Origin of the sequence: Vibrio alginolyticus NBRC 15630 = ATCC 17749, assembly GCF_000354175.2 — a bacterium.
GTDB lineage: Bacteria > Pseudomonadota > Gammaproteobacteria > Enterobacterales > Vibrionaceae > Vibrio > Vibrio alginolyticus.
Map to the genome: position 1 here is coordinate 1,012,525 of NC_022349.1, position 12,976 is coordinate 1,025,500.

The window sequence follows — 12,976 nt, forward strand, 5'->3', positions numbered from 1 at the left end:
CTTTTCGTTCAATTCGATTAATTCTTACGTATACCGTAATCACGCAGTTTATTAGCGATTGAGGTATGCGATACATTCAAGCGCTTAGCAAGCTTGCGGCTTGATGGGAATGACTGATACAAACGTTCCAGAACTTGAGATTCATAATCACGCATGATCTCATCCAAAGAACCGTCGATGTTAAGCGTTGCACTACCAGCGCCGACTGACTGAGGCTGAGGTAAATTGAAGTGATCCGCGTTTAGTATATCACCATCCATTTCCGTGAGCGCTCGAAGAACCATGTTATCCAGCTGGCGCATGTTTCCTGGCCACTGATAATTTGCAAGGGCATCAACTAGACCATCATCAAACTCTGGCTTATCAATCCCAAGCTGTTGAGCATGTTTCGCCACAAACAACTCAAGCAATGGTGCAACGTCGTTTGAGCGCTTACGTAACGGAGGAATGCTGAGCGTAAGTACGTTGAGACGATAATACAAATCTTCACGGAACATTCCTGCTTCAGAAAGCTCGGCAAGGTTATGTTTTGTTGAAGCGATGATACGAACATCGACATGCATCTCATCTTCTGCACCGACACGACGGAAATTACCATCCTGTAGAAAACGTAACAGCTTGATTTGAAGGTGCGAACTCATTTCACCGATTTCATCAAGAAATACCGTGCCGCCATTTGCTTGCTCAAAGATGCCTTTGTGGCCTTGTTCATGATTGAATGAACCCGGCGCATGACCAAAAAGTTCGGTTTCTGCTACATCGTCAGGCATCGAAGCACAACTCAAAACAAGGAATGGCTTGCTCGCGCGGCTAGAACGGCTGTGGCAAGCTTTAGCAAGCATTTCTTTACCAGTCCCCGTTTCGCCCTCAATCAACAATGGTTGGTCAAGCACAGACAGCTTTTTAGCTTGGTTCATTAGTGCTTTATGACGGTTCGATATACCAACAAAGTGCTCAAAACCCAGAGGATTATGCAGCGGTAGTGCTTCTTCAATTCTGGCAACTTGCTGACTAGAGCGAATCGTCATTAGAGTACTCGCTAGAGTCGAGTTTTGCGCTTCGTCTCGGATATAAACGGGCATCAACTCTAGAACATAGTCCAAGCCATCAATCACAAGGTTTTCCCGCGTTCGACCATTAACACCTTCAGACCAACGAGAGAAACGAACACTTGGTAACAAAGCACCGATTTGAGTACCAATCACTTCTTGCTTGTGAAGGCCAAGCAATGAAAGTGCAGACATGTTTGCCATGTCTACGGCACCTTTAAGATCAATGGCAAAAACCGGATCGGGCAAGTTATCAACTAACGAGAGCAGCTCCGTATTGTGGCGCTCCATCGGCATAAACTGGATTTTACGTACGTCTTTCACCCCCGGAATACGGCGGATTTCAGCCATCAGCTCACTAAACGTATCAAAATCAATATCTGGGCAATTCAAATAGATAATACCGCTAATATCGATTTCGATACCACGCAAGTCGATGCTTTTAGACGCTAAAATATCGAGCAGTTCTCGGGTCAAGCCGAGTCGATCTTCACATAAGACTTCAAGACGCACTTAAAATATCCCAATTCACAACTGTCAGGAAAAGTTGACAGTAGTTTCTATCATGCTTGGAATGGCGTCAAGCAATCCTATCCATCAAAGTTGATATTCGTTACGGTTTCATCGTAATTGATGCAACTTTCGCCGCCACTGCCTTGCGTATGGTGCCCAACTTAACCTGACGGTCAGGATACCAGGGTAGTGGACGCAATAAGGTCATCGCTTTCAAGCCCAAACGTGCCGTTAGAATACCAACACCTAGTCCCTGCCCCGCACGAGCAGAAACTTTGCCAGCAAGATCCATCGACATCAAATCCATACTGGCATCAATAGCGAGCTCACTGGCACCAGCCGCCGCCATATTGACAAATACCGCTCTTAGTAACTTGATGCGAGATGCATAACCTAGCTCTACCCCATATACCTTGGAGAGGTTGTCGATCATTTTGAAATTTCGCCAAGCCACCAGCAACATATCAGCGGCAGCCAGAGGGCTCACGGCGACTAGGGCCGCACACTCGGTTGCGTGCTGTGATACGATTTTCGTTGCCAACTTGTCTTGTTGGCTCACAACCATCGAGTCATACATATCAAGAATTTCAGCGTCACTATGAGCAGGGTTAATACTGTTCTGCCAACGATCAAAGCCCGGATTCTCTGCCATCACACCACTTTGTTCTGCTACGGTTTCGCAAAAGGCTTTCCCTTTCCCAACGCTCTCACTATTAACAAGTGCTTCTGCTTCTTCTTGAACACTAAAATGATTTCGTAGTTTTCGCAGTTTCCAAAGCTCTTTACCCATAGCTCCTAAACCAAGCGAAGCGATCGCAGCAATAAACCCCGTCCAGCTTAAGGCTAGCCAATCAGAAGCCTGAATTGCGGTTATAACCGAGTCCACCGCTTGCCAGCCAACCAGACCAGCAAAAGTTGCAAATGCGCCAGTCGCGAGCCATTTTCTGCCCGATTTTGGACGAATGACATGCTCGAGTTGCAATTCCTGTTCGGTCTCCTGGTGCGCTTCTTTAACTTCAACAGGTACAAATGTTTCTTTTTCGCCGAATGTTTGCTGCGCCGTCAACTCCGGTTGATTCGATTGCTGCTCTTTTTCCATTACCTTTTCAGAGAAAACTTGTTTTTGCTTCAACTCACTCATTTCAATTTATCTCCAATCAGGTAATCCAATGCTTTGTCTAAGCGTATGTGCTTCATTGGCTCATCATTCGGTGAGGGCATCGGACGAAACGACGTAAAATCAAACCCGTTGTTTTGCCAATACGCTGCATTTGGTAGCTTTTTCGGCACCTCTCCGGGAAACATAGTCATCGGCTCACCACCCAATGTTGTTCCTTGTAACGCCGGGATGGTCTTATCTCCAGAGGAAATAAACCCCGTCGTGGTTGCTTGGATGGAAGCGATACTCATGCAGCTCATCTCAATATTCTCGTAGGCTGCCGTTTGCCACGCTGGATGCACCATTTGTTGGAGCAGAGACACCAAATTTGGGTGCTGATCGGGCGTGATATGATCCGCTTTTGTAGCAGCAAACAACACTTTGTCGATTTTTGGTGAGAACAAACGACGCAAAAAGCTACTACGACCATAACGGAAGCTATGCATGATCTGTTCTAGCGCTTGGCGCATGTCGTAAAACGCTTCATCACCAGCATTGAGAGGCTGCAAACAATCCACCAGTACAATCTGGCGATCGAAGGTCGCAAAATGATGCTTATAAAACGCTTTCACGACTTTCTGTTGGTATTCCTGAAAACGGGCTTCTAGCATCGCTAAGTTACTGCCCTTGGGCGCTTTGCTTTCTGAATCAACACGACACGGGAAAAACTGTAGCACCGGCGCGCCTGCTAGCTCACCAGGTAATACAAAGCGGCCAGGCTGAACCCAATGAAGGCCAGAGTCTTTACAAGAATGAAGGTACTCTGTGTATGTGTGTGCAACTTTCTCAAGTAGTTTATCATTCACTTCTGCAAAGAGATCCACTTTCTCCAGTTCAGAAAGCCAAGCTTTGGCTAAATCGCCACGCTGGCCTTTAAGTGCATCAAACTGAGTTTGCGACCACGTTGCAAAGTCCATGTCCAATAAAGGCAGGTCGAGCAACCACTCTCCTGGATAGTCGATAATATCAACATTTAAAATTGCGGTTTTACTCAACAGCTTTTTCGTAGTTTTATTTGGTTTGTACTTGAGCGCTAAGCGAATCTCACTCACATCACGTGTCGGTACTGGCCACTGAGGTGGAGTGGCATGAATTTGGCTCATCGCCTCATCGTAAGCAAAGCGTGGCACCATCATATTCGATTGAGGCTCACGCTTCGCCCCAATAAGGCGCTTATCTCTAGCCGCAGTCAAAAGAGGCAAATTGTCATGGGTTGCAGTATGAAGAAGCTGATTCACTAATGACGTGATGAATGCCGTCTTACCGGCACGAGAAAGTCCGGTGACAGCAATTCGAACATTAGAGTCCATACCTCTGTTGATAAAGTCATTAACTTCTTTCTTTATTCTCTTCATTACGCTTCTTTATCTTACTCCACTTTAAAACAACGTTGTCAGCGACTTCGAATTTCGAGCTATGAATACTGTTCTATCCCGAATCCTATGAGTTTAACTTTATATACCTTAATAAAAGATGAACAAAACATCCGGCTTAATGCTGTGTTAAAAAAGAAAAGCCCCTGAGTGGTTCAGAGGCTTACTTAATCTACAGCATTAGTAACTCTATATGCGCTGATTACTATGTTAAACAGGAACCCGCTTTCTTTAAGCCTAGTCGTCTTCGATTAACTTATAGATAACAAATAGAGCGATTTCTAAAATCAACCACAACACACATGTGATGGTCACGTACTTTTCATCAAAGATGCTGATACCGTGAAGAATCAAGTCATAGCCAACAAAGCCACCTATCACTACAGCAAGAATAATTTGTAGAATCTGAATAAAACGAGGCATGCCGTCTCCTAATTATTGTTCGCATAACGTTTGATTGCTATGCCTAAAGGTTTATATCCTTAATTATATAGACAAAAAGTGCAGGTTTCGCTGCACTTTTGTCAATTGTTTGCTAGGTAAATCAGCACCTTGTCACATTCTCTCTACTGAGACGCAGCAAGATTGCCCTTTGCCTTATGCTTCCATCTCTTGAATTTTCACTTTCCAAGTGTCTGGACCAATTTGGTGCGCGTTAACACCATTTGAGTCGACAGCCACTGTTACTGGCATATCTTCAACTTCAAATTCGTAAATCGCTTCCATACCTAAATCTTCAAATGCGACAACGCGAGCTTTCTTGATCGCTTTCGCCACCAAGTACGCAGCGCCACCGACAGCCATTAGGTAAACCGCTTTGTGATTCTTGATAGATTCAACCGTTGCAGGGCCACGCTCAGCTTTACCGATCATGCCCATGATGCCGGTCTTTTCTAGCATCATGTCGGTGAATTTATCCATACGCGTAGATGTTGTTGGGCCAGCAGGACCAACGACTTCATCACCAACTGCATCGACAGGGCCTACGTAGTAAATGAACTTACCGTTTAGATCTACGCCTTCAGGTAGACCTTCACCGTTATCTAGCATGCCTTGAATACGTTTATGCGCAGCATCACGACCAGTCAGAATTTTACCTGATAGAAGAACCGTTTCGCCTGTCTTCCACTCTTGTACTTCTTCTTTAGTAATTGTGTCTAAGTTTACGCGACGCGTATTTTCGCCCGCTTCCCAAGTGATATCTGGCCAATCTTCTAGTTTAGGTGGTGCTAGCTCTGCTGGGCCGCTACCATCAAGCGTGAAGTGTACGTGACGAGTCGCCGCACAGTTCGGGATCAAACAAACAGGCTTAGAAGCCGCGTGCGTTGGCGCAGTTTTGATTTTAACGTCGACAACAGTCGTCAAACCGCCAAGACCTTGCGCACCGATACCAAGTTTGTTCACGCGATTGAAGATATCCAAACGAAGCTCTTCTTCTGCGTTTTGTGGACCACGGTCGATAAGCTCTTGAATATCGATGTGTTCCATTAGAGATTCTTTTGCCAATACCGCTGCTTTTTCAGCCGTACCGCCGATACCAATGCCAAGCATGCCAGGAGGACACCAGCCCGCCCCCATAGTTGGTAGCGTTTTTTCTACCCACTCAGCAATATCGTCAGATGGGTTTAGCATCACCATCTTAGTTTTGTTTTCGCTACCGCCGCCCTTCGCAGCGATCTGAATTTCAACTTTATCGCCCGGAACCATGTTGATATGTACGACGGCAGGCGTGTTGTCTTTGGTATTAATACGTTTACCAGCAGGGTCCATAAGTACTGACGCACGCAACGGGTTATCAGGGTTCGTGTACGCTTGTCGAACACCTTCATCTACCATCTGCTGAACCGTCATGTCGGTCGAATCCCATTGCACGCCCATACCGATGTTGACGAAACACGTCACAATACCAGTATCCTGACAAATTGGACGGTGACCTTCTGCGGACATTCGGGAGTTAATTAGGATCTGAGCAATCGCGTCTTTCGCGGCTTGACTCTCTTCGCGGTGATAGGCTTTTTCAAGAGCTTGAACAAAGTCTAGCGGGTGGTAGTAAGAAATATACTGTAGCGCATCAGCGACACTGCTGATCACATCCTGCTTGCGTATTACCGTCATTACATGCCTCGTTATAGTTATGCTTCCATTATTGGCTTAGCTTCAATCGTGTTTGTTGAGCTTATTGCTCTTTTGAGCTTCGTTTTTTATAAACAATTGTCGAACGGCTGATATCGACACACGAAATGCTGAAGTTGCCTACTTGTAAACCATCTCAAAACCCTATGAATAGAGGGAGTTTGGCTACACAGAGGAATATGATACTCTTGCTGCCCATGACATGCCATGCAGTGAACGATCTCTTTGTCACAAATTACACAAATGAACAACATGGACAATCAATTCATTGATTTTAAAGCGTTGGAATACGCACCAGAGTTTGCTCTTCACCTTTTTTCTCGCATTCAACACCTACCTTGGGCGATGTTGCTGCGTTCTGCATCAAAAACGCATATCGATAGCCGCTTCGATGTGTTGGTCGCCAACCCGATTGCAACGTTAGAAACCACTGCCGACAACACACAAGTTGAAACGCCATCGAATGCCTATTCAACTCAAGATGACCCATTCACGCTGCTTCATCAATTGCAAGAACAGTGGCTTCCTCACGTAGAGTTAAATAAAGAATTGGATTTGCCTTTTGTTGGTGGTGCGCTCGGTTACTTCAGTTACGATTTAGGTCGCCGCGTAGAAACGATGCCAGAAGTGGCAGAAAAAGATCTCAACACGCCGGATATGGCGGTAGGTCTGTATGAATGGGCCGTTGTTGTTGACCACAAGCTTAAAAAAGCATGCCTAGTTGGTCAGAATATCGAGCAAGCTTGGCAGTGGTTAAACGAGCAAAAAGCAGAACAAACCGTTGACTTCGCTTTGTCTGGTGCTTGGCAGTCAAACATGACGAAAGAGAGCTACGCTACTCGCTTTGACAAGGTGCAAGAATACTTGTTGAGCGGTGACTGTTATCAGATAAATTTGGCGCAGCGCTTTAACGCACCGTATCAAGGCAGCGAGTGGCAAGCGTATCTGAAATTGGAGTCCGCCAACCAAGCGCCATTCTCAGCGTTTATCCGTATGCCTGAGTCTTCGATTTTGAGTATCTCTCCAGAGCGCTTTTTAGAGCTCAAAGATCGCGTCATTGAAACAAAACCAATCAAAGGTACTCGCCCACGCAGCGAAGATCCAACGAAAGATAACGCTAATGCCCATGACTTGCAGACAGCGGAAAAAGATCAGGCAGAAAACCTGATGATTGTCGATTTGCTGCGTAATGATATTGGTCGAGTTGCATCACCGGGTAGCGTCCACGTGCCAAAGTTGTTCGATATTGAAAGCTTCCCTGCCGTGCATCATTTGGTGAGCACCATTCGTGCAAATTTGGATGAACAATACGCTCCTGCGGATTTGCTGCGAGCGTGTTTTCCAGGCGGTTCAATTACGGGAGCACCTAAAGTTCGCGCAATGCAGATTATTGAAGAACTGGAGCCGCATCGACGCAGCGCGTATTGCGGCAGTATTGGCTACATTTCACGCCATGGTCGTATGGACACCAGCATTACTATCCGAACTCTTGTAGCGGAAAAAAACAAACTTTACGCTTGGGCTGGCGGCGGCGTCGTGGCAGATAGCGATTGCGCCTCTGAGTATCAAGAAACGTTGGATAAGCTTTCAAAGATTTTGCCAGCGCTGCAATCGTAGGTTTCAACAGCACACAACGCCGCTTTAATGCTATTGACGAAAACAATCTAAAACGCCTCCAGAACGGATAATGCCGCTCATTTAACAGCGAGTGGCATATTTCTGTATCTCATCACCCTGCACAGCGACGAAGGAGCGTGATACAGGTTCTTCTATTCAAGCACTTTGTGGTCAAATTTGTTTCATTACCCGCTCATCGTGTTGCTACTAGATTCTTAGTCTCGCCAAGGCTCGCTAGAATGACCCAAAAAACATCGTTAAACGAGCGGCATTATCCAGTTTGGTGCGTTTTTTTGTGTGTTTTATTTGCATGTACTTTAGCTTTTAGCCGTTGGCCAACAAACATACTTTTTAAGAGGCAGCGTCTACTGCTCAAGCCACTTACACATAATCTGTTCGATATCGGTTGCGGTGTACGGCTTAGTGAGTATGTCGTCCATGCCTGAATCAATGCACTTTTGACGCTCTTCGATGGTAGTGCCAGCGGTTAATGCAATAATAGGATGAGTAAAGCCACGCTCTCTCAGATACATCGTCGCCTCATAACCATCCATTTCTGGCATTCGGCAGTCCATGAATATCAGTTCGTAGTCTTTACTTTTCACCGCTTCTAATGCTTCTTTTCCGTTGGCTTTTAAATCAGGTGTAATGTCGAGTTTTTTCAGCATTTGAGTAACAATGACTTGATTCATTCTGATGTCATCAACCACTAATATTGAGCGTCCTGCTAAATCGCTTCGCTCTATAGTGACCAATTCCCCCTCTGCTGTGCCTTGTGCTTGCCCTTCCTCAAGAGGAATAGCAACTTTAAAAGTTGTCCCTTTGCGCTCTTCACTCTCAAAGCTAATTTGACCTTGCATCAAATCCACGAGGTTTTTACAAATCGCGAGACCTAAACCTGAGCCTTCAAAGCTGCGTTTCGCCGAGCGATCAACTTGGACAAATGGATCAAAGAGTGACGGCTGTGCTTTTATTGGGATGCCAATACCAGTGTCTTCAACCTCAAAATAAGCCGTGCCGTTAAGCCATTCCACCCGTAACACGACACCACCCAAGTGAGTAAACTTAATCGCGTTTCCCACCAAGTTAACCAAAATTTGTGTAATGCGCTCTAAGTCACCGACTAAAAACTCAGGGATCCCCAGCTTTTTGTCGATAGAGAAATGGATGCGTTTTTCCGCAGCCTTAGCGGCAAATACACCCATGATGGCTTTTTCAAGCTCCTCCCAGGCAAAAACTTTATGTATGATTTCCATCATACCGGCATTCATCTTACTGAAATCAAGAAGATCATTAATGATCACTCTCAATAAGTCCCCTGATTGAGTCAGATTGCTCAAGTATTGACGCTGCTCTTCTTCTAATTGGGTTCGACTCAATAACTCCGCACTACCCAATACGCCATTGAGAGGAGTTCGCAGCTCATGGTTAATCATGGCGACAAACTCCTTCGTCGCTTTTTCTGATTCCTCAGCCCGCTTTCTCAGCTCGACCTCTCGCTCTAAACTTAAGTGTCGACCAATAACACCATGAACTAAGTCAGACACGAGCTCCATCTGTTTGGAAATAAAAGACTGATCGATTTGATCTTGCAACACAGAGAAAATCAACTCCCCAACCGTTTCCCCATCAATGATAACTGGCAAATGCAAATTCTCTCCCTGCCAATTAGGAGTGGTGAAAATCTCGTTGTTATGACGAAGCTGTATGTGACCAAAGTGATGACGACGCAATGAGCTCAGCTTTGTAGCGTCAAGAAACAAGTAAGCCGCAGAAATGATCGAGTTAGAAGTAAGCTGCTCAATAAAGCTCGCTATCATTGCTTCATCGAACGTGCTCGATAAAAAAGTACGACCGAACTTAATCAACGTCGCATCAATTTGCTCTTCAAACTCAAACTTACGAAGATCCTTTTTAGATTTCAGCTCTAGCTTTTTCAATGCAACACTGAGTTGCTGGTTGGATTCATATAACTCTAAGCTTTTCTGTTCCAACAGCTGCTCAGCTGCTTTTCTTGATGCAACTTCTCGTTTGAGTTTCCTTTCTAATGAGGAACTTCCCGTCATATCGTTCTTATTGAGCCTCTAACCAAAAACGTACTTTGCTACCATCTTCTGACTGATTTTGATGTTTGATATGAACTACCTCACCAAAATGTGCAGCACAACCTTTTATCAACCCTAAGCATACGTGAGACATACATCTTGCGCTGTGGTAGTCAAATACCAATTGGGATTGGTTTTCACTAATGAAATCAAATTGCGGAGGGTTAGCATCAGGATAGAGCTTCTTAACTTCGACATGAATAAAGTCTTCAACATGGCGAACAAATTGAAACGTCGTTTCACACTGTTGCAAACTAGCGTGACTAGGAATGGAGCGAAGTAAATTCAAAAAAACGCACTCTCCAAACACTTCTTGCAGTTGCTCGGGGGGAACACCAGATACTTTACTGAGATTCACGATCAACTTAACCAAATCTTTGTGATCGTAACTACCAACAGCGGTGTAAACACCTTCATCGTTAGAAAGGTCGAGAACTTGGTCTAACACATCAAGACCGAATTTCTCTTCTACTAACTCCATGAACTCGGTGAAAATAATCCCTTTCATTGGCCAATACTTGCCCTATAGTGACGTCCTAAAATAAAGAATGGTGTATAACCTTATAAGTTTCAAATTAATATGTTCAAGCAGAGTGAGACACACAACACAAAGAGGGAAAGTGCTGGCGAGTGCTTTAATGCGAATGTTTTATTTGGTAACCAGTAACGATAACGACATACGCTTTGTCGTCTTTGAGTATAATAAATAATGGTTAGGCACGATAAATAAGGACTCAGTTTGGTTATCGACAAAACTCATTTACTACAGAACTTTCAATTTCGGCTTCCAACGGGCTACCACAAAGAGTCCCTTGCACGACTGAAATGGATGAAAGAAAAGTCCCTGAGAGATGCGGCAGTCTTAATCGGTTTTGTGGAACGCGATGACGGGTTACAAGTCATTCTGACTAAGCGCGCAGCCCACTTACGCCATCATCCGGGACAAATCAGCTTTCCCGGTGGCAAATATGAGCAGGAAGATATTCAGCTCGTGAATACCGCTTTAAGGGAAACCAAAGAAGAAGTTGGGATAGAAGATGAGCATATTCATGTGTTTGGTCAACTGCCTACACTACCAACGATTAGTCAGTTTAATGTGACGCCTTTTTTGGCTTTTGTTTCTCCGGAATATAAAACGCATATTGACCCAAATGAAGTAGAGTCAGTTTTTGAGGTTCCTGCCAACCATATTCTGAACCCCAAAAAATTGTATAGCACCAAATTTGACCTAAAAAGAAGCAGTCATCGTGTATTTGCTATCCCATATAGACAGCATTTCATCTGGGGCATGACGGCACAAATTATCGAATCAATGCAAAAACATATTATTTCACATTAAACAGTTGTTGATATCGGTGCTTTTATAGGCGCGATCATTATGCGCATCAATATTAATAAAACGTTGCTTCATAAACATTCATTCACATTAGATTAATTTTCCATTTTCACCGCAAACGCTTGCGGTGAAATAAATTTATACAAACAGCCCTATTGATAAGTTTTTCTAATTTTACTCATTAGCAGAAATCACGAGTAGCACATCATTTTCGTGATAAAAAGCAGGTTTTTGACATATCATTCAATAAGCGTAAGCAATAAATGATTTAGATCTAATTTTCCTAGTGTAAAATCTTGCAAAATTACTCCCGACTTATTTCCTGTTCCCAAAATGAGTAACTAAAAAATGAATACAACTACTTCTGCGGTTTCTACCGCACAATCGTCTAGTAAGTTTTCTTACAAAGACTTTACCTGGTGTCTGTCCCTTTTTGGTACGGCAGTAGGTGCAGGTGTACTGTTCCTTCCTATTAAAGCAGGTGCAGGTGGCTTCTGGCCATTAGTAATCCTAGCCCTAATCGCAGCACCAATGACTTGGTTCGCACACAAATCTTTAGCTCGTTTCGTTCTTTCTGCGAAAAACCCTGAAGCGGACATCACCGACACAGTAGAAGAGCACTTTGGTAAGACTGGCGCAAACCTTATTACGTTCGCTTACTTCTTCGCTATCTACCCAATCGTACTTATCTACGGTGTTGGTATCACAAACACAGTTGACTCTTTCCTAGTTAACCAAATGGGCATGGAATCTATTCCTCGCTGGCTACTTTCTGGTGCACTTATTGCTGCAATGACAGCAGGCGTAGTATTCGGTAAAGAGCTTATGCTGAAAGCAACTTCAGCAATGGTTTACCCTCTCGTGTTCATCCTACTAGCACTGTCTGTATACCTAATTCCTGGTTGGAACACTTCAATGATGGAAGTGTCACCTGACTGGGGTGCAATGCCAGCTATCGTTTGGCTAGCAATCCCTGTTATTGTGTTCTCTTTCAACCACAGCCCAATCATTTCTCAGTTCTCTAAAGAGCAACGTCGTGTATATGGTGATGACGCAGTTAAGAAAACTGACGCTATCACTGGTGGCGCAGCAATGATGCTGATGGGCTTTGTTATGTTCTTCGTTTTCTCTGTTGTACTTTCTCTGTCTCCAGAGCAACTAGCAACAGCGCAAGAGCAAAACATCTCTGTTCTTTCTTACCTAGCAAACGTGCATGAATCTCCACTGATCTCTTACATGGGTCCATTGGTTGCTTTCGCAGCGATCACCTCTAGCTACTTTGGCCACTTCTTGGGTGCGCACGAAGGTCTAGTTGGTCTAGTGAAATCTCGTTCAAAATCACCAGTAAGTAAGATCGAGAAGATGTCTCTAATCTTCATTGTAATCACAACTTGGATCGTTGCTATCGTTAACCCAAGCATCCTAGGTATGATTGAAACAATGGGTGCACCGATGATTGCGGCAATCCTATTCTTGATGCCAATCTTCGCAATGCAAAAAGTTCCTGCGATGGCTAAGTACAAAACTTCAGCACCTGTGCAAATTTTCACAGCAATCTGTGGTCTTGCTGCAATTAGTTCTGTAATCTACGGCGCTCTTTAATCATCTCTGCCCAGTGCAGTATGATTAATCCAAAAATATAACGATAAAATTAAGCCTCCCAACTCCCCTTGGGAGGCTTTCTTCTGAGG

Annotated in this window: 10 protein-coding genes; 3 read left to right on the forward strand and 7 right to left on the reverse strand. The window is 44.4% G+C overall.

Features of this window, described 5'->3' with window-relative positions; genetic code table 11:
• Positions 1 to 17: 17 nt before the first annotated feature.
• The 5 genes from tyrR to N646_RS04555 form a co-directional block, all read right to left on the reverse strand.
• Positions 18 to 1,562: a transcriptional regulator TyrR gene (gene tyrR, locus N646_RS04535; protein ID WP_017820442.1), complete on the reverse strand. Its 1,545-nt coding sequence runs from the start codon at positions 1,560 to 1,562 to the stop codon at positions 18 to 20.
• 100 nt (positions 1,563 to 1,662) lie between these two features.
• Complete coding sequence (locus tag N646_RS04540; RefSeq protein WP_005388274.1) at positions 1,663 to 2,703, reverse strand: YcjF family protein; 1,041 nt, start codon at positions 2,701 to 2,703, stop codon at positions 1,663 to 1,665.
• Positions 2,700 to 4,076 carry a YcjX family GTP-binding protein gene (locus tag N646_RS04545; protein ID WP_017820443.1) on the reverse strand — a complete coding sequence of 459 codons (1,377 nt, stop codon included), beginning with the start codon at positions 4,074 to 4,076 and terminating at the stop codon, positions 2,700 to 2,702. The genes N646_RS04540 and N646_RS04545 overlap by 4 nt, the downstream gene beginning before the upstream one ends.
• 255 nt (positions 4,077 to 4,331) lie before the next feature.
• Complete coding sequence (locus N646_RS04550) at positions 4,332 to 4,517, reverse strand: hypothetical protein (protein ID WP_005376906.1); 186 nt, start codon at positions 4,515 to 4,517, stop codon at positions 4,332 to 4,334.
• Positions 4,518 to 4,691: 174 nt separating this feature from the next.
• Positions 4,692 to 6,209, reverse strand: coding sequence for a fumarate hydratase (locus N646_RS04555; RefSeq protein WP_017820444.1), 1,518 nt, complete (start codon positions 6,207 to 6,209; stop codon positions 4,692 to 4,694).
• Positions 6,210 to 6,479: 270 nt separating this feature from the next.
• Here N646_RS04555 and pabB point away from each other — a divergent pair, with 270 nt between their 5' ends.
• Positions 6,480 to 7,844, forward strand: coding sequence for an aminodeoxychorismate synthase component I (gene pabB, locus N646_RS04560; protein ID WP_017820445.1), 1,365 nt, complete (start codon positions 6,480 to 6,482; stop codon positions 7,842 to 7,844).
• Positions 7,845 to 8,209: 365 nt separating this feature from the next.
• On the opposite strand, the gene N646_RS04565 is transcribed toward pabB, so the two are convergent.
• The gene (locus N646_RS04565; RefSeq protein WP_017820446.1) at positions 8,210 to 9,910 is read right to left on the reverse strand and encodes an ATP-binding protein; all 1,701 of its coding nucleotides are present in this window, start codon (positions 9,908 to 9,910) and stop codon (positions 8,210 to 8,212) included.
• Positions 9,911 to 9,917: 7 nt separating this feature from the next.
• Complete coding sequence (locus tag N646_RS04570) at positions 9,918 to 10,457, reverse strand: heme NO-binding domain-containing protein (protein WP_005388282.1); 540 nt, start codon at positions 10,455 to 10,457, stop codon at positions 9,918 to 9,920.
• A gap of 231 nt (positions 10,458 to 10,688) precedes the next feature.
• Between N646_RS04570 and N646_RS04575 the strand changes: the two genes are divergently transcribed.
• A complete protein-coding gene (locus N646_RS04575) occupies positions 10,689 to 11,288 on the forward strand; it encodes a CoA pyrophosphatase (RefSeq protein WP_005376901.1) in 600 nt (199 codons plus the stop codon).
• Positions 11,289 to 11,633: 345 nt separating this feature from the next.
• Positions 11,634 to 12,887, forward strand: a complete 1,254-nt coding sequence (locus N646_RS04580) for an aromatic amino acid transport family protein (RefSeq protein WP_005388284.1) — start codon at positions 11,634 to 11,636, stop codon at positions 12,885 to 12,887.
• Positions 12,888 to 12,976: the final 89 nt, after the last annotated feature.

What these genes read in the sequence shown, in the direction of transcription:
- N646_RS04540 (WP_005388274.1), bottom strand. Translation starts at nt 2,703, where the DNA reads ATGAGTGAGTTGAAGCAAAAACAAGTTTTCTCTGAAAAGGTAATGGAA.
- N646_RS04545 (WP_017820443.1), bottom strand. Translation starts at nt 4,076, where the DNA reads ATGAAGAGAATAAAGAAAGAAGTTAATGACTTTATCAACAGAGGTATG.
- N646_RS04550 (WP_005376906.1), bottom strand. Translation starts at nt 4,517, where the DNA reads ATGCCTCGTTTTATTCAGATTCTACAAATTATTCTTGCTGTAGTGATA.
- N646_RS04555 (WP_017820444.1), bottom strand. Translation starts at nt 6,209, where the DNA reads ATGACGGTAATACGCAAGCAGGATGTGATCAGCAGTGTCGCTGATGCG.
- pabB (WP_017820445.1), top strand. Translation starts at nt 6,480, where the DNA reads ATGGACAATCAATTCATTGATTTTAAAGCGTTGGAATACGCACCAGAG.
- N646_RS04565 (WP_017820446.1), bottom strand. Translation starts at nt 9,910, where the DNA reads ATGACGGGAAGTTCCTCATTAGAAAGGAAACTCAAACGAGAAGTTGCA.
- N646_RS04570 (WP_005388282.1), bottom strand. Translation starts at nt 10,457, where the DNA reads ATGAAAGGGATTATTTTCACCGAGTTCATGGAGTTAGTAGAAGAGAAA.
- N646_RS04580 (WP_005388284.1), top strand. Translation starts at nt 11,634, where the DNA reads ATGAATACAACTACTTCTGCGGTTTCTACCGCACAATCGTCTAGTAAG.